The following is an 18797-nucleotide window of genomic DNA, read 5'->3' as shown; positions in this document are numbered from 1 at the left end:
AAAACCTAAACAAAACATGTTTTCCAGCCATTTCAGCTTCGCCATTCGATTTTTTCGCAAGGAAGGAGCTTACACGTTACTCAATCTCCTGGGGTTAATCCTTGGTATAGGAATAGGCATCATCCTTCTTCTGTATTTGCAAAATGAACTAAGCTATGACACCCATCATTCAAAAGGTGATCGCGTATACCGTGTTTCTCAATACATGAAGACCAAGAGTGGGGAATATAATACGGCTAGGACGCCTCGGGAACTTGGTCCGCTTTTGAAGAAAGAGATCCCTGAAGTACTTAATTACGTGCGATTCAATTTGTTCGATAAGACCATGATCACAGTCCACAATAAAAGTGGTAAGGAAGCTAAATTTTATGAAGAGCGGGTTATGGAAACGGACTCGTCACTTCTGTCACTCTTCACTCATGAGGTGTTCGAAGGAAACCCGAAAAACTGTCTTAGTGGACCCGGTAAAGTTGTTCTCACTTTGTCCATCGCAAAAAAATATTATGGCGACAAACCAGCATTGGGCAGAGTAATTACTTTGCCAACTGGAGAAAAACGTACAGTCTCCGCTGTAATCTCAGACCTGCCAGACAATTCACATTTAAAATATGATCTGCTGCTTTCTGAGATTTCAGAAAGAAAAAGGTTTGCGAACACAGAAGACTTGATCCGAAAATCAGAGGCGTTTTGGAATCCTCGTTGCTACACGTACGTATTGATGCCTGAGGAATACCGTGCTGACGATTGGAATGACCGATTCCAAGTTATTTTTGAAAATCACTATACTTCTTTCGGCAAGAAAATCGAGGGCTCTGCTACCTCTGCTTTGACTGTTTTAAGTGATATCCATTATACTTCTGATTTGCAAGATGATGAGGTGCAAGGAGACTTAAGTTACTTGTATACTTTCGCCACTATTGGTCTGCTTGTAATTTTGCTAGTGAGCGTCAATTATATGAACATGGCTACCGCCAGGTCCATTGTTCGAACCAAAGAAATCGGCATACGAAAAGTACTAGGCTCGACGCGTAGACAATTGTTTTTCTCCGTTCTCTCTGAAGCACTGATTATGTCCCTTCTGGCGATGTTCTTTGCCATCATTATTGTCTTTATTGTATTGGAAGCAACTCCTTTTAATAGTTGGATCAATAAAGATCTAAACCTTAACTTCCTAAGCAATCCACAGCTACTATTTGGAGTACTCATAATATCTCTCTCAGTCGGTCTCATATCTGGTCTCTATCCAGCAGCGTACATCCCCTCTGTCAAAGTCACTTCTGCGCTTAAGGGAAGTGTTCAGACCAATCGTATTGAAACCTACTTAAGAAAAAGTTTAATTGTTCTGCAATTTTCGGTATCTATTTTCGTCGTGCTGCTGGTAGTCATGATGAATCAGCAAACAAGCTATCTTAAATCGACGGATATTGGATTTAACAAGGATAATCTATTGGTAATTCCGCTTCAAGGGTCCATGACAGGTAAAGTAGATGCAATTCGCAACAAATTGTATTCTAACCCTAATATACTATCAATAACATCTGCACGAACAACACCAGGAATCAATGTACATAGTCCGGCATTTCGTGTAGAGCAAGATGGGGAAATGGTGATTAAATCACTTGGTGTGATCATCACTGGCAGTGATTATCTGAAAACAATGGAAATGGAAATTGTTGAAGGTCGTGATTTCCGTCCTGAAGACTCCAGGCGTGAGAGTCCAGGAGTGATCATCAATCAGACCGCTGCGGAAGAACTGGGTTGGGCAAGGAATCCGTTGAATAAGCGAGTCCGTTTCTTCAACGGAAAGGTAGACATGCATGTGATCGGAGTGGTGAAAGACTTTAATTTTCAATCGCTTCATAACTCGATAGGCCCTTTGGTGATTTTAAGATCAGGTAGAGAATCAGGTGCCTTACATGTAAGGGTTTTGCAGAAAGGCTTGGATCAAACACTGGCCTTTTTAAAAGAGCAGTTTGAGGTATTCGATCCGGCGCATCCTTTCGAGTATTCGTTTGTAAATCAAGAGTTTGAAAAACAATATCAGGCAGAGCAAATCCAGATGCAACTGATTTCATTACTGTCAGTTATTTGTATCATTGTTTCGGCTTTGGGATTGATTGGCTTATCTGCATTTAATATCGACCAAAAGGCGAAAGAAATAAGTATTCGAAAAGTAATTGGTGCCTCCACCGAAAGCATCCTCGTGAAATTCTCTAAGGAGTATGTATTTCTCATATTGGTAGCCATCGTACTAGCCATCCCTTCGGCTGACTATATGATTAATGAGTGGCTAGCAGCGTTTGCATACCAAGTAAACATTAAATGGTATATCTACTTAATTCCTGGTTTTCTGGTACTTCTCCTGGGATTGATAATTGTATTATTACAATCTATAAAGTCAGCTCAGGCAAATCCAGTGCGATCACTAAGACAATCGTAAACTTATTTTTTTAAAAAAAGCTGCTTTTATTCTCAACTATTTTATTAGCGAAAAATGAAAAAGAAAGTAGGCGTAATTGGAGCCGGTCCGTCTGGTTTAGTTACTATCAAAGAGCTGCTCAGCCAAGGTATTGACCCAATATGTTTCGAATCACAGGAGACTTTCGGGGGGGCCTTCAGACCCATATTAAAAGGGGGGCGATCATATGACAATCTAAAACTTACTGTATCGAACTATTTTATGGCATACTCTGATTTTATGCCTGATCCAGGCACTGAAAGAAGGTATTGGAAAGTAGTGGAATACCGGAAGTACTTGGATGACTATGTGGAGAGATTTGATCTAAAGAAACACATCCTATTTTCGCATGAGGTAACCCATGCCGATATTGATGGCCATCAAGTAGTGGTTCAGGTGAAAAACGATAAAAAAAAATCCTCTACTTATCATGTTGATCATCTGATCATTTGTGGCGGCAGTAATTTCACTCCTTTGACTCCAACTTTTGATCAACAAGAAGGTTTCGAAGGCAAGATTTTACACTCCAGTAACTACCCAGGTGCAGCGGCTTTTAGAGGTAAACGTGTTGTTTGCATCGGACTAGGTGAATCGGGCGCTGATATAGTTCATGAAATCAGCCAGGTTACTCAATGTGAAGTGTTGGTAAGAGACTACCCTAATGTGATTCCACGCTGGATCAATGGTTTTACAAACGATGCTTACACTGCGTTTGCTTTTTACAAAATGGGTGCGAGGGGTATCGACTTTTTCATGAAGATCAAAGCGTTTTACTATTTGCGATTCAAAAAAAACATGACGACTGGGGAAAGACTTGTACAAGAATGGATTTATAAAAGAAAAACATTTATTGGCAAGTTCCTAACGAAAAGTGACATTTTCATTGAAGACATCATCCAAAAAAGATTGATTCTTAAAAAGGATGAGGTCAAGTCACTTACCCGTGATACTATTCTTACTACTAATGGGGACCAGATTAAAGCAGATGTTATCCTATGCAACACAGGATACCAGACATCCTTAGATAGCTTTTCGTTCGGCTCAGATTTTGAAAACCCAAGAAGACTTTTCAAACACATGATACATCCAGAATATGGAGATAAGGTTTGCATCGTTGGGTGGGCAAGACCTACTCAGGGAGGCCTCCCTGCTTGTTCTGAGATGCAATCTCGCTACATCGCTATGCTGATATCAGAAAAGAAAAGCTTACCATCAATTGATAGAATGCAAGCTACTATCTCAAAAGATGCAGCCTACTATGAAAAAGTGTTTAAAGACAGTAAGAGGATAAACTCACTTATTAGTTATCATGACTTCATGAATGATATGGCAAAACTCATAGGGTGTAAGCCCAACTTTCTGAAAGGAAAGAACCTGCGGCTACTCCCTAAATATTTATTTGGATCGCAACTACCATCTTTTTATAGAATCAATGATGTGAGTCCTAACGAAAACACTAAATCATCTATTACTTCTTTACCAATTGCATATTCTTGGAGGAGGAGGATGGTAATTTTCTTTGTCATTATATTCTGTAAACCGATTTTAGGATTGATAAATCTCAAAGTAATGGCCGCACAAAGTAAAGTTTGATTCAATTTAGAATTTTTATAAAAGAAAAACTACGCAAAGTCGGCATTACGATTTCAATTTGATGAATTCAACTGGAATAATCCATAATGATATGAGTCTTTTAACTAAACTCACAAGCCACTCTGATTCAGAAATTGACTTGATACTTGAAGAATTTGAATGGCAGCTCCAAAAAGACTTGAGAGATGATGATTTAAAGGGAAGCATCTCAATGGCGATTGTAAAGGAGGACAATTTAATTCGATCCAAAGCATTTGGTTTTCATGACTTCAAAAAGGTCTCAGGCAACAACTGATAGTGTCTATAGAACAGGATCTATATCCAAATCATTAGTAGCGTATGTAATAATGCTTTTAGTTCAGGATAACACTATTGAACTGGATGGCGCGATTGAAGAATACCTGCCTGAAGTCAAAAAAATTAAGGGTTATAGAGAAACTCCTAAGATTACATTTCGCTTGCTAGCCAGTCATATGTCCGGGTTGGCTAACGAACCTCAAGTGCCACAAAAAATTGGAAGCGTAGACAATTGGGAAAGCCTTTTACTGGAAGTATTTCCAAATGCCTACTTTGAAGCAAGGCCTGATGAACAATACATCTACTCAAATCTTGCATTTGGGATCCTTGGCTTGGCCTTGACCAGGGCAACTAATAAAGCACTACCAGATTTATTATCTTCTAAGGTCTTTGAGCCAATGAGTATGCAAAACACTTTCTATAAAATACCAATCTCAAAAAAGGGTAATATTGCGATAGGTAGACTGGGAGGGTCTATTGGGTGTTACAATGAAGAAAAACCCCTCAAAGAACTTGCAGGAAGAGGATGGGCGACTTCTAGTGGAGGAGTATGGTCAACTGCCAATGACCTAGCCAAATTCGTGATTTCTCTGATGGGATTTAAGAGTGATTTAAAGAAAGAGTACTTAAATATCATGCAAACCACAAAAAGTAAAAGCACAAACTGGGAGGAGAATTATGGACTTGGTTTATTTACATACAAAGACAGTATCATTCATCGAATCGGACATGAAGGAATTGCTCCAGGATATCGCGCAAATTTTGCATATGAAAAGGATACAAAATATGGCGTTGTAATACTAAGAAACTACACTTGGGGTAGTACAGATTTAAAGTTGAGATCCACGTTATTGCTACGAAGACTTAAGAAAGTACAAATAAAGAATAATAAATAGTATTTATCTGTTTTTTCATAAACCTATTACAAAAATGACTTCTCATCTTTTCATAATATAGCAAGCTTCTTCGCTCAGATTCTGATATTAATGTGGCAGAGCATTTGTTTCTACAGCTTTTAGCCTAACAAAACCCGCAGAGTTATTCACATTTTTATACCAGTACTTTAGCCAACAACCATCTTCCAAAATACCGCCACGCTTCTATCGGAATATGGATTGTTCATATAAAATTCTTAGCTTGATGTTTTGAAGAGTAGGCCGGTAAATAAACTTGACAAATATCGGAAGTATAAGTTTCGGGTTACGAATTAAAAATACATTTTTTTATTGAATTGAGATAACTGGTGTGTTTCATGTACCAGTTAATCGCCTATCTCTTAATTGAGACAGGTTTGTACTGGGATTTGTTTCTCAACTACTAGTGCTTAGACTCTTATTGTTATTCTAAATTATCTATCGTAAGAAATTAATTTTGTTTTAACGTCAATTAGTCTTTAAGTAAGCCTTAATTGGAATTAAAACTGGCCCTAAAGAATATCTAAATCCACTAGGAAATCTGATCATAAATAGGAGAATTATGAATCAAATCATAAGAGAAGATTTTTTGATAATACCCAACATCCTTAAATACCATTTCTTGCTGTTGGGCGAAAGCATTCCATCACGGAGACACCAAGAGATTCTTGAGACTCCCGCTAAGATTGTGAAATAGTTCATTTTCCTAATCGAGAATTCATTTTTATTATTCAGCATGTAACCTTCAATGATTGCGTTAATATCACAATTCCATTCAAGATTAATAATTGCAAAATCATAGTGAATATCAGAAGATCGAGCATTTCCAAAATCAATTATCCCAGAAACTCTATTATCTTGAACAAATACGTGATTCATACTCAAATCGGCATGAGCAAGTCTTGGATTTCCTGTAGTGCTAAGCGATAAATTTTCTAAAACGATTTTCTCTAAAAAATAAACTGTATGTCTATCAACTAATTCAAAATTCAATAAGGTAATTAAATCGTTTCTAAATTCAGCACTAATTGTTTTCTCTTGTAAAATTGATGTGCCAAATAGCATATTATTCTGAATTTTTTCAATTTTACCAAATTGAAAGGTATGTATTGAGTGAATTTTTGCCAACTCTTTCCCAAACGAGTTGAGAAGTTTTCTGTTTGCAAAATTCGATGTGTTTTTATAAATCTCTTCCCCAACAGCTTCTTCTAAAAGAATGAATGATTTTTCATTTCGATCACTTGACCCAACTACTCTAGGCACAATATGTGTCACTTTACTTAGCTCTTTCAGTATAAAATTCTCAATCTCAGCTGATCCTTTTGTATACATTTTTAAATAATAGATTTTCTTTCTACAATTAATTTTGTAAACAGTAGAGGTATTTCCAGCCTCTACCTCTTCAAGAAAATCCACCTTAATTTTTGGGATTTCCTTCTGAAGGATCTTGGAAGGCTTCAAGCAAAAAAAGTTTGTTAAACACAGTCATGTCATTAAAAAGCACACCAGACATGAAAAACGCAATTCCAGCTATTCCTGATAATAGTCCATTAACCTTTTCCCACTTTTTGGATGCATAGTTGAACTGAAGAGGGACTTCTAGCCTGATTGATTTGAAAAATTGTTCTTGCCAATATTGGTTAGCACTTTTAACTTCTTCACAGGAAAATCTTTCATGGCTTAACCAAAATAATATTGTTGGTGAGAGTATCCCATGGCACAAATTTGTTTCGACAATATTTTTTGATCTTTTAAGCAAACTTTCGTTTAACTGACGACTAGCATTAAACTTAACTGCAGAAATAGCTTCATTCAATGTCTCCTTATTTCCTGTTACTTCATATCCTGCTAAAAGTCCATAAATAATCCCTATGTCTCCCCCACACCATGAAGTTTTCGTGGATCTATTGTGATCAGAGTAATTCGAGAAGTAGGAAATACCATTTTTAAGCTTATTAGCAATAATTCCATTGCAAGCCTCATTGACTATTTCTTTCAATCGATTTTGCTTAGTATTAAAAAAAAGAGTTTTTGCAAGAAAATAGATTATTAAAGATTGTCCATGAGCAAGACCTAAATTATAATTCTTTCCGTTATAGAATTGATCCCCTGGGCTATTTGACCAAAACATTCCCCTATTGGTCGCGACCAAATTATTTAAAAAATAGTCGTGTATGTCAATTAACAAATCACTACTGTAACTACCATTTAGGCAATTGTCCCAATACAAGTAATGGATTTTTCCTAGTGCACCAAACAAAAAATCATGGTTAGAATTTTTAAGATCATTTCGAATCGAATTAGTTATCAATTCATCCATCTTCTTCAAGATCGAAATGTCATCATTTTTTATCAATCCAAAGCTTATAAGTAGCCTAAATGTCAATGCAATACCTGCTAATCCAGATCCTAAAGAGGTATCATTCTTAGACGCTTTTCTGTAAGCTTTTTTAAGATGATCTAAGGCTCTATGCGCTACCCCATCATCATTTGTCTTACTCCAGATAAATCCCAAACATAGAGCAATTCCACTATCACCATACATGAGTCCGGGATGACCAATCTCCTCAGGAAACATTGAAATAAGTCTATTCAGAATTGATTCAACCAAGGGTTTATTTTGGAATGTCACATCAACTAATGGTCAAGTAACAGGGTACGGCTTTTGGTAGATTTGATTGATTATTTCTGTTGAGTACTTTTTAGGGTAGACATAATACCATCTGATGAAAGTTTCTTTACCAAGATATTTAATGATGTATTGTGCTTGTTTCTCAAATTCCCATGTTACAGCATTGGAATCCGTTACTTTATCTTTGATATATGGCTGGTGGTGGAGATAAACTTCGAAATAATTTTCACAAAACTTCTTATAATCAATAGTGAATAATAAAAAGGTGTGCCACATTTGATCTATAATCGCTAATTCACTTGTAATTCGAACACGGAATAAATGATTTTCCCAAACTGTTGCAGACAACCAAAGCCATCTCAAAACGTCTTCAAATATAATTTGATAGTCGCTATCCAGCAATTCGATCGTCTTCTTGAATCTAACCAGAACATGCTCGTTTGAATAACTGAGTACCTGATCTAGTGAAGCAATTTTAATAGTTGGTTTTCTAGACATAGGGGATTAAATAGCTGTTCGAAACGTTTATTCGACTAAATAGAAAAACAATTAAGATTTTCTACACAAATTAATTCAATCTATTTCGAACAGCTAATAAAGAGATGTTTACTGAATAATAGCCTCACATTCCTGATTGCAACATCCCTGAAAACAACATCCTCTTATCAGTTGTTCATCTGGAATTGATTTCATGTCATTCAACATGGACTTGGATTCGTTCAAAGAAGAAATAAGTGTTTCCATTCTACAAAAATTTATAGTTAAAAATAAAATCTAAAAGTAAAAGATTTTCTTAAACAAGAAAATCTTTTATCAGTTTTATTTGCGACTAATTGAATTGTGTGTAATCAATCATATTCATCCAATCAATCATTCATCATCGACTCTAAGTATGATCCTCGAAAATAAGTTTTTAGTTCAGAATAGTTCGTAATTATCTGAGAGAGTCTCCTGTTATTTTGCTTTTTGAGTGAAGATTTCAGCTTGCTATACTTCAATGGAATAAATGATAGTATTTTCTTATGTTCATTCACTCCAAGTATAAGATCTTCGTAGAACACATCAATTGTATTGAATTTTAGCAAGCAGTCAATTTTTTTTTCATCAGCATCTATGTTCAAAATTTCTCTCTCACACTCTTTAGTACTTAAAGTAAATTTATGTCTATCATAAATTGATTGATTAACCCCACAAATATGTGAATTAGAGTAGTTAGCCAATTTTTTTGATACCAATTGTTTTAGCTTATTCCGTCTTTTGAGGTGAATAAATTTATTTGATGAATTGAAAATAGCTTTTTTTACAGACTCTAAATGTCTCAAGCCATGAAGCTCAAAGTATTCTTTCGTAAGTTGTTCATATAGTATTTTAGATACATCTACTTTTGATGAATTATAATTTTTTAACGGATAAAGACTGTCTTCGCGATATAAAGACAGGATTTCGGGCTTTTTTAGATACCAACTGCCATAAATTTCACCATATGAATTAATGTCTGGATGAGAGCTTAATAATGAACTAAGAAGGTTGGATCCACTTCTTCCATGTGTGATAATGAAAAGCATTTTTTTAAGAATTGATAAAGGTGTTCAAGATAGAATTTGGTTTAGCAATTAGCTGCTCAGTAGCACCTTCCTCAACAATCGTTTTATTACCAAGTACGATTGCATAATCTGAAATACCTATAAGACTTGAATCGTGCGAAGTAATAATCACTGTGCTATCAGCAAAATATTTTTTAATCATTTTATCAATCAGGTTACCCTGTAAATGATCGATAAATGTGGAGGGCTCATCCATAATCAATATATCCCTCTTTTGATAAATGGTTCTTGCCAGCAAAATTTTTTGTTCCTGTCCTTTACTGAGACTTAATCCATTTTTTCCTATAACAGTTTCCAAACCATATGGTAATGACATCGTAAATTTTTTTAGGGCAACAAAATCCAATATTTCATCAATTGAAATCTTACTTGATTTATTTCCAAGAGTGATATTAAAGAGTAATGTATCTGATAATAAGTTGCTTTCAGTACCCAGATAGGCAATATTTTCACGAATGGAGTTGAAATCTTTTTTCAAATCCGAGTCAAATATGACCTCGCCTTGAGTTGGTTTGACAATTGTTGCCAATATTCTTAATAAGGTGGTTTTTCCGCTTCCATTTGATCCGGCAACTAGTGTAACCTTTTGAGCAGGTATTTCAAATTTTAAGTTATCAAACACTTGATTGGAAGCATTCTCATAGGAGTAAGAAATGTTGTTTAACTTAATACTACCTGTATCAAGAGGTTCCCATATAGTTTCGAAATCATCTTGCTGTTGCTTTTGTGTAAACTCGAAGTGTCGGTTTCTAAAGAGTAGAAAGTCCTGATAGGCAGGAGAAAAATTGCTTATGGTATTGACTCCCCAGCTTAGTTGTCCCGTAATAAATTGGACCGCAAATAAATCACCAATTGTTGAGTTCTCCTGGATTACCAGAACTAAAAGTACACATGTAATTGATATATTTCGAATCTCATCAATTAGGGTTGTTCCTCTTGCTCTTTGAAAAAATAATGAATCACTTTTAATGTGATTCGAATTGTGTATGGATGATGAGTAAATGAGTTTATCTTTAATATACCTTTCTTTTTGATACATCCTTAAATCAGTTATCTCATTTTTGAAGTCCAATATTACCTGTTGAAATCGGGTGCCACTTAGGTGAATTGTGTAAAAGATGTTCTTTAACCTATTTCTGAATGTTTTAAGCCACACAAACTCCCAGAAAATAAAAAATACAAATAGGATAAAAATTTCCCACTGTATGAATAGTAGCAAGACTCCCAGTGCTATAGTTAGTAACAGTGCTATAATATTGGCCGGAATTTTTTCAGATAAAAATTTTTGGATTCTTCTAATATCCTGAGCTCTCATCTGGAAAATTCCGACGCTCTTTCTTTTTACAAAAGATGTTGATAAGGATACATATGAATCAAATAACCTGGAATAGAGGGAGTTTCCTATTTTAACTCCGAATTGAATAACCATTTTATCGTTAAACTCTTTGGCAAGGTATTTACCCATAGCAACTACCAACTGTGCAATGATAATTGGAATGATTGTCATTACACTGCTTGACCTCAAGCTATTGTCAATTAAAACCTTGGATAATAACGGAATAGCTATTTGTAAGCATACCAAAACAATACTTAACAAAAGGAATACTACTAACTTTGATGTGTCTATTTTCAAGATCTGAAGACTTTTCAGATGATTGAAAAAATTTTCTTTCCTGGAGTGAAATAGGTCTAGTCTTGAAATTCCCGAAATATGTACACCAACGATATTTTCCTTTTGATCACGTTGCAGTGATGGAAGGATTGAACACCAAGGCAAGGTTAGCTCTCCGGCTATTGGATCAACCATAATAATGGCATTCTTATTAGGTGGTTTCTTCACAATACAGATCCAATCGCCATTTTCCTTGCGAAGAAGTGCGGGATATTCTAAATCAGAAATATCATTGATAGAAATTAAATTTGAATTAAAACCGACTTCATTACAAATTTTGCAGGCATCTTCCAACTCAATTGTCCGTGCAAAAATTAATTCATCCACTTTATCGATCGACAAATCTTGTTTAAAGCATGAAGCAATAACTTTCAGGCAAAAGTGAAAGTGATATTCTTCAGGAAGAGTCGAAGAATACCAAGTATTATTGAGCATGAAGGTTGGAGGTTGGGTTTAAAGACTTAATTCTTATAGAATACAATAAAATAGCTACCGAAGCGGTTGAAAGCATTATTAATAACGGAATAATAAAATCCAGAATATTTATTTCAATTCTAGATGAATAATTAGCTAACCAATCCTGCATTAAGGGAAAAGCGATTAGAATACCTATAGTGAAGCTTATTATTATAACTAAAAAAGTTTGCTTTATAAGTAGAATTAACAAATGAACAAACCCAGCTCCATATATACTTCTTACTGTAAGCTCTTTAATTTTATTTTGGAAGTTGTACGATGTTAATGCCCATAAGCTAACAAGACAAATGATGAACATTAAAAAAGTAAAAAGCATTACAATCTTAATAAATCTTCGATCTTCCTTATAATTCTGATTTATAATATCACTGAGTGCATAGTACTCAAGACTTTCATTTGGTAAAATGGTGTTCCATCCTGCTTTTAGATTTTCAACATCTATTTCGTTATTAAATGATATTGTAATATTTGACAACGAAACTTCTTGCCTATATAGAAGTAATGGTTCCACCGATTGTTTTAGTGAAATCAAATGGAAATCCTTTACAACTCCAATAATTCTCTTTTTTGCACCGAAAAGAAAAAGGTCTTTTCCTATAATTTCCTCCGGCTTTGAGAACCCGAGTACTTCAACAGCTTTTTCATTAACAATAACTGTGTGGTCTTCAGTGCCCAAATTGATTCTTCCCCTATTAAAGTCAATTAAATCAGCAATAATGTTTTCCTTCTCAAAAGAATTACCAGCTACAATTTGTAAGTCATAGGCTTTAATAAAGCTGAAGTTTACACCATTGATATTTAAGAAATATTTATTCCTGTTTTCACCAAAAATAACAGCTTGTTCTCTATGGTTTGCTCCCGGATGGGTGACACTATAGGTGACTTCAGAAATACTTGGATAATTAAGAAGTTCATTTCTTAAGGATTCTTTTTTTGAGTTAGTTAGAGATTTAGGTGCTTTGACAATCAATAAATTACTTGATTCAAACCCCAAATCTGAAACGGTTAAAAAAAAGTATTGCCTTGCTGCAATAGTAGTACAAAAAATAAGTGATGCAGCAATTAAATAGTTTATTCCTAAAAGGGCAGTTCGCCAATGTTTTTGGCTATTTATTTTCAGGTTACCTGCCAGTACTTGCGAGATTTTGAATTTTGAAACAATCCATGTTGAAATCAAACTCGACAGGAAAATCCAAGCAATAAGCCCAAGAATAATACTCTTAAGAAGCTCCGACTGAGTCATTATTGTTAAGTCGATCGAATTATCGATCATCTGTTCAACTATTTGGCCAGAGGAGGCAACAATTATTGTAGTCAGTATCAGGGTAAGTGTCAAAGTAATTACGCTATCAATCAGTGATTTGACAAACAGGTGCAATCTAGTCGATCCAACCACCAACCTAACTCCAAGTTCCTTCGAAGAGTCCCTTAATTTTGAGATAAAAAGATTGATATAATTCAAGAGTGTTATTGAAATAATAAACGAAGCTGTGATTTTTAGATAAAATAGCAAGTCACTATTTGCACCTGGCTTAAAGTCTCCTAACACATTAGATTTTAAATGAATATCTCTAATATTCTGTGAATAAAATGATACTTCATGCCTACCTTTCGTTTGTTCGTATACTTCTTTGGACAAATCTTCATAAAGATTGTGTGGAATCTCATCAGCAAAAAAATAAGTGTAGAAACCAGGCCAACCCATATTAGTTTCGGATATTGTTTTGTAATCTGAGTTGTCGCTATCTCTCCATTGGTAAATTGATTTATATGAAATCAGACCATCGAAATCAAAATGAGAATTTTGGGGCAAATCTTCAATTATTGCAGTTATATATAAAAGTTCATCTTCTAGATTTCCCTTTTTTGTAACCGTTCTGCCAATCACTTCCGTCAACGGAATGTCAGGGAAATATTTACTGGCAAATGATTTCGTTACTACCAGACTATTGAGTTCACTCAAAGGATTAACTGCATCACCAACCAATGTGCTGAATGTGAATAGTTCAAAAAATCCCTCATCAGTATAATATAGCTTTGTCTCGAAATTTTGAATGATTTTGCCAGATTGATTATTAGTAATCATACCTGGTTTTCTTTTCATTCTAATTGATTGGGAAATACTTGGATAGTCTTTTAACAATGTTCTAACTCCTGGAAATGTGCTTGCATTCGATGATATAACTTGCCCATTGTTTTTAATATTCATCTCAAGTCGATAAAGACGAGCGCTGTTCTTGTGGAAAGAATCATAATGTGTTTCAAAAAATATAAATGAAATTAGAAACACCATTGAAGCAAATGAAACAGATAACCCAAGGATTAAAAAGATGTTATTTGCAAACCTTCGTCTAAAATTCCTGAAATAGATTTTGATATAATTTCGTATCATTACTGGTTTCTGAGGTTAAATAAATTCCCGATTTTCTCAATCATTTCTAATTCCAGATTTGGATCATAGTGAATCGGAATGATCATTAGTTTACGGGTGCCATAAAAAGATAGAAGAGATGTTGTTTTAGCATAAAATTGGTCTTCTAATCCTACTATAGATCGGTATTGGATTACTTCATCTTCTAATTTACTTTCTTCCATTATCTCCTTTTCACATAGTGTTTTCGCATGTTTATTGTCGACCATATGATCAATCAACCGTTGGTGAGTTTTATTGAGAATCTCTAATTCCCTATGAGTACTGGCTAAGGATGCAAACACTGTAACACCGTCAACTTTAATTACCTTATTAGATGGCACTGAATAATTATTTGGTTTTATGAAGTGTGCATAGTACGTTGTTTCACTTAAAGAGGGATACTCAGGGAGTGTTGAAGTTAATCGTATCAAATTTATATTATTCTTTTTTGAGTTAACCCAATCTGCCAGTTCATTGTATTTGGTAATTTTACTTTCTTTACTAGATGTCCAGCCAAGTGAATTTTGAATGGTAGAGTTTTCTGTCCCAGGGGCAAATCCAATTCCTATTTCAATAGGTTGATTGCTTAATGCGCTGAGATTTTCAAGTTGATGTTTTAAATTTTCAATATTTTGATAGACTATGAGCAATGCTCCTGTACCTAACCTAATATGATTTGTTTTGGATGCAAAATAACTTATTAAGATAAGGGGTGATGTAAAAGTAAGAAGCGAATCATTGTAGTGCTCACCAAACCAATAACTTGTAAAGCCTTTTTTATCAGTTAATTGAACCAGTTTTTTAGTATGATTCAGAATATCTATAAATTTTTGGTTGGATCGACGCAAGCCGAAATCAACTACTCCGATTGCAATATCTTTCACGCCAAGTTTAGGTTTGATTTTTTTGAATTTTGTACCTTGCCAAAGATTATAAAAATATTGCAAATAACCTTTTAAATTATATGTGGATACCATTTAAACTAGACTCCAGGTTTAGTGAATCAATTAATGACTCCATCAATCAAATTGAAAATCAACAAGAGAATCTTGATGTTGAGAGCCTAAACGAAACTGTCGAAATACTTAATCAATTGATGGTCAATAATATTCATAACATCATTGATCGTGATGGAATGCCATACTATTGTCACATTATTAATGGATGGGGAAATGTAGAGTATGAAGGTAAAACAATCATTGATTACATGGAGACATTTGTACATTTAAATAAGAAGGGACTTCCTCATATAAGACAGAATTCTCCTGAAGGTGATTTTCATCCGTGGCAAACTTTTGCCTACTTAGCAATGAGCGGATTTGAAAAAGAGGGACATATTGGAAGACATAGTATTATTGAAACCGTCAAAAATAGCAATGTAATTAACCTTCCGTCTACAGAAAGTCATGATTTTGGCCATTTGTTATTTGGGTATGCTTACTTTCTAGATAATCCTGATCTGGAGTTTACATTCAAAGACACAAAATTGAAATTTGGTCAACTTTTAGAAAAAGCAATTGAATCTCATGAAAATGGGCCATTTACAGTTTGTCGCAAGGTACATCTAACAGAAGGTATTATTGCTACAACCAATAAGTTTAAAGAATTTGAACACTTAAGAAAGTACAATGAATACTTTTTGCATGGTCAATTGGAGATATTAAAATTATTGGGCTCACTACTTTATTTTTTGAAAACCAACACTGGAAAGGACACGATTCTGTATCTCCAAGACCTTCTGAAGGTTGGTCCTTATGTAGAGAATCTATCGTTTTATGTTGGTCACCTTGTGGAACTAGCCATGTTTGCTGTTCATTATGGAATGACAATCCCAAAAGAATATCTGCTATTTTGTAATTACACGATAAATCGAATGAATGAGCTTATAGGAATTTATCAAAATGATTTTGAATTTGAACATTGTTTCCTTCATTTAGGACATTATAGACGATCCATAACTCTTTTCAAAGATCTCAACTTTGACTGCCAAAAGATATCGAGTGAGATATTAGCTGATTTCACGTTAGAGTTAAATGGTATTACAGCTATAAGCAAAAGCAAAAAACTTGGAAAAAGAAATGAATTTCTTAAAACAGCACATTACGAAGTAACTTTCGATGATAGTTTTGAAGAACTAATAAATTATAGTGACAAGCTTCTTGGAAATGATTTAAAGGCAAGAGGTAGATTCCCCCATTTCCGTCGTATTATACCAAATGGCTGGCCAAGGTTTCTCCACTATGAATACCTCCTTGAGGAAAATAACGTCTTAATCGAGCTTCATATGGAATCCGGTTTTAATGAAGCATTAAAAGAACTATTGAAGAAAAATGAATCTAAACTTAAAGAAATGTTTAATCCTAATGAGCTTCATGTTGACGATAAATGGTTTGGTGGGAATGGTTACCGTATAGGTCTTAAATTCAAGCAAAACGCAACAACAAAAGAGGAGATAGCTAAAAAAATGGAAATGCTTATCAATGCTACTTCACCAGAGTTGAATTCAATCATAAATGGGAGATAGGTTAAGGGTTGGACTTGCTGGATTTAGTGAACATCCTTGGAGAAGCGTAGATAAAACAAGGCGGTTTTTTCTGAATGCAATTGAAAAAAAATTTGAATATGAGTTTGTCGATTCATCAGATTTCTCTGGAGATGTTCTTCTTAATTTTTCATCTAGTAAATGGTGGCAATCAAGAGAGAATGATTTCCCAGTTATTCATTGCATTCATGGAGGAGCCACCATTGATGTTGAATTTCTGAAAAAGAATCTTACTAACCTTTACAGAACTGATGGTCTTATAGTAAACTGCCATTCAGACGTTGAATTGTTAAACCTATATACTGATGAATCTCCAATTGTGAGTTTATTGCAATTACCTGTAGACCACTCAATATTTTATAGAAGGCATGACTATACTCAAATAGATGATATAATCCACCCCGATGAATTGGTCATTGGTTTTTTTGCAAGAATACTACCTCAGAAGAACCTTCATGGCTTTCTTGAAAGTTTCTACTGTTTAAAAAGACAATTCAAGAAGCTAAAAGCTGTGGTAGTAGGAAATTATTGGCTTGATTATCCACTTTTTAATTGGGAAGGGACTCAATATCCAAATTATATTCAAAAGCTTATTAACCAATATCAATTGGTAAATGATCTAAAATATTTTACTTCAACACTTAGTTCATCTGACCTTGCCCTACTGATGAGTAGATGTGATATAATAATGCACCCCACTTTATCTGTTGATGAGAATTTCGGATATGTTGTTCCTGAAGCTATGGCATGCGGCACGCCAGTGATAGGTTCTGCTTATGGAGGGCTGAAAGATACCTTAGCAGAAGAAAATGTGGGTTTTGCAATGCCTACATGGATTTCTGATTCAGGTTTAAGGGTAGATCTGGCATCAGGAACATACGCCTGTCAAAAATATTTATCAGATCATGATATTAGAAAGAATCACAGCCAAAATGCGATGAAATTAAGCTCAATCCATTACAGCTTAAATGCATTCCAAAATAAGTTATCTGCCATAATTAATGAAACTGTAGCCAGACATAAACGATCAGAAAACAAGGATACGAAAGTGTCATTAGGCGACTTTCTTATTAAGAATAATACTGATGTGAATTATTTGCCTGACACAGACGGTATTTCATGGAATGATATATCTAACAGTGTTTATTACTATACCTCAAAACCAACATATAATCAAGAAAAGCATCTAGTATATCCTTCATCACCTTTTCATCTTAATCAAGTTTCTAAACAATTGAAAATGAATAACCCAATGTGGCCTGCCACTTTTGATGTCAGTAGCGAAGAAATAAAAATCTTAGATACATTTTCGAATAGTCATTTTATTCAACCAACACAGTTCGACTTAAATTATAATACTAAACTGAATAGTATGATTAAAAAGGGAATTCTAAACTTTACAAAAAAATGATATCAGTCATTATCACAGCATTCAATAAACCAGAACTGGAGAGATCACTTGTTGAAAATAAGGAGCTTTGGACTGATCCATATTATCAGTTGATTTTAGTGTGCAATAGGAATAAAGAGTTTCTTCAACTGTTAAAAAACATTAATGCTAAAAATTATAAGGTAATTCAATACGATTTCAAGAAATTCAATAAATCACGAGCAATCAATATTGGAGTATATCATTCCAATTTTGACATTATTTTTCTTATGGATGCTGACATCATAATTAAAGCTGATACCTTGAAAGAGAGAAAATTATCGAAGAATGAATTTCTAACAATAAGAAAAGTCTTTGAATCAGATAATAACCAAAGAGTTAAAGATGGATTCATTTCTGAAATTCATAATGTCAAGCGGTTTGTTACAAAAGATGGTAAGAATATCGATGTACCAACCTCAAGTAACTATATAACAGATGGATCACGAAGTGGAATAGGGCAATGTACTTTGTTTAAAAAGGATTTTTTTGCTGTTAATGGAATGAACTCAAATCTTGAGAATTGGGGATGGGAAGATTGTGATCTTTTTATTAGACTTTCGTACATCGGGCTTAGTCATGACCAATTTGGAGAGGCAATTCACATAAGTCATACTAATAGGCAAGTCGATGCTAATCTTAGTAATTTTCGACACTGTTTAGCCAATTATTATAAGCAAAATTTTCTAGGAACCTACGATCAAGATATTATCAAATTTTAGTTATTACCATATCATAATGGACCTTTCACTACTCATAACATACA

At 34.4% G+C, this 18797-nt stretch carries 14 protein-coding genes; 7 read left to right on the top strand and 7 right to left on the bottom strand.

Features of this window, described 5'->3' with window-relative positions:
* Positions 1 to 16: 16 nt before the first annotated feature.
* The 4 genes from ACQK2H_RS08345 (at position 17) to ACQK2H_RS08330 (ending at position 5244) form a co-directional block, all read left to right on the top strand.
* The gene (locus tag ACQK2H_RS08345; protein WP_425390977.1) at positions 17 to 2440 is read left to right on the top strand and encodes an ABC transporter permease; all 2424 of its coding nucleotides are present in this window, start codon (positions 17 to 19) and stop codon (positions 2438 to 2440) included.
* 54 nt (positions 2441 to 2494) lie between these two features.
* Positions 2495 to 4051: a flavin-containing monooxygenase gene (locus ACQK2H_RS08340; protein WP_425390976.1), complete on the top strand. Its 1557-nt coding sequence runs from the start codon at positions 2495 to 2497 to the stop codon at positions 4049 to 4051.
* A gap of 91 nt (positions 4052 to 4142) precedes the next feature.
* Positions 4143 to 4346: a hypothetical protein gene (locus tag ACQK2H_RS08335; RefSeq protein WP_425390975.1), complete on the top strand. Its 204-nt coding sequence runs from the start codon at positions 4143 to 4145 to the stop codon at positions 4344 to 4346.
* Entirely contained in the window at positions 4315 to 5244 is a 930-nt protein-coding gene (locus ACQK2H_RS08330; protein WP_425390974.1) for a serine hydrolase domain-containing protein, read from the top strand. Before ACQK2H_RS08335 ends, ACQK2H_RS08330 begins: the two co-directional genes overlap by 32 nt.
* Before the next feature lie 585 nt (positions 5245 to 5829).
* On the opposite strand, the gene ACQK2H_RS08325 is transcribed toward ACQK2H_RS08330, so the two are convergent.
* From ACQK2H_RS08325 to ACQK2H_RS08295, 7 genes are all read right to left on the bottom strand, one after another.
* Positions 5830 to 6723, bottom strand: coding sequence for a phosphotransferase (locus ACQK2H_RS08325; protein ID WP_425390973.1), 894 nt, complete (start codon positions 6721 to 6723; stop codon positions 5830 to 5832).
* Positions 6680 to 7840: a lanthionine synthetase LanC family protein gene (locus ACQK2H_RS08320; RefSeq protein WP_425390972.1), complete on the bottom strand. Its 1161-nt coding sequence runs from the start codon at positions 7838 to 7840 to the stop codon at positions 6680 to 6682. The genes ACQK2H_RS08325 and ACQK2H_RS08320 overlap by 44 nt, the downstream gene beginning before the upstream one ends.
* Positions 7841 to 7906: 66 nt before the next feature.
* A complete protein-coding gene (locus tag ACQK2H_RS08315) occupies positions 7907 to 8392 on the bottom strand; it encodes a hypothetical protein (RefSeq protein ID WP_425390971.1) in 486 nt (161 codons plus the stop codon).
* A 368-nt stretch (positions 8393 to 8760) separates the two neighbouring features.
* On the bottom strand, positions 8761 to 9459 hold the full coding sequence (locus ACQK2H_RS08310) for a hypothetical protein (RefSeq protein WP_425390970.1): 699 nt from the start codon (positions 9457 to 9459) through the stop codon (positions 8761 to 8763).
* Between the two features lie 4 nt (positions 9460 to 9463).
* Complete coding sequence (locus ACQK2H_RS08305; RefSeq protein ID WP_425390969.1) at positions 9464 to 11605, bottom strand: ATP-binding cassette domain-containing protein; 2142 nt, start codon at positions 11603 to 11605, stop codon at positions 9464 to 9466.
* Positions 11595 to 14039: an ABC transporter permease gene (locus ACQK2H_RS08300; RefSeq protein WP_425390968.1), complete on the bottom strand. Its 2445-nt coding sequence runs from the start codon at positions 14037 to 14039 to the stop codon at positions 11595 to 11597. Before ACQK2H_RS08300 ends, ACQK2H_RS08305 begins: the two co-directional genes overlap by 11 nt.
* Positions 14039 to 15037 (bottom strand): LLM class flavin-dependent oxidoreductase, encoded by a 999-nt coding sequence (locus ACQK2H_RS08295; protein ID WP_425390967.1) that lies wholly within the window; start codon positions 15035 to 15037, stop codon positions 14039 to 14041. The genes ACQK2H_RS08300 and ACQK2H_RS08295 overlap by 1 nt, the downstream gene beginning before the upstream one ends.
* On the opposite strand from ACQK2H_RS08295, the gene ACQK2H_RS08290 reads away from it, so the two are divergent.
* Genes ACQK2H_RS08290 through ACQK2H_RS08280 form a run of 3 tightly spaced genes read left to right on the top strand, consistent with a single transcriptional unit; the run spans position 15025 to position 18753 of the window.
* Positions 15025 to 16584 carry a hypothetical protein gene (locus ACQK2H_RS08290; protein ID WP_425390966.1) on the top strand — a complete coding sequence of 520 codons (1560 nt, stop codon included), beginning with the start codon at positions 15025 to 15027 and terminating at the stop codon, positions 16582 to 16584. The genes ACQK2H_RS08295 and ACQK2H_RS08290 overlap by 13 nt on opposite strands.
* A complete protein-coding gene (locus tag ACQK2H_RS08285; RefSeq protein WP_425390965.1) occupies positions 16574 to 18013 on the top strand; it encodes a glycosyltransferase family 4 protein in 1440 nt (479 codons plus the stop codon). Before ACQK2H_RS08290 ends, ACQK2H_RS08285 begins: the two co-directional genes overlap by 11 nt.
* Positions 18010 to 18753, top strand: a complete 744-nt coding sequence (locus tag ACQK2H_RS08280; protein ID WP_425390964.1) for a galactosyltransferase-related protein — start codon at positions 18010 to 18012, stop codon at positions 18751 to 18753. The genes ACQK2H_RS08285 and ACQK2H_RS08280 overlap by 4 nt, the downstream gene beginning before the upstream one ends.
* The last annotated feature ends 44 nt before the right edge of the window (positions 18754 to 18797 follow it).

It is taken from the genome of Ekhidna sp. (assembly GCF_965228795.1).
In the GTDB taxonomy this organism is placed as follows: Bacteria; Bacteroidota; Bacteroidia; order Cytophagales; family Cyclobacteriaceae; genus Ekhidna.
The sequence above is the reverse complement of the archived record's forward strand: the minus strand, read 5'-3'. Positions and strand labels throughout refer to the sequence as shown.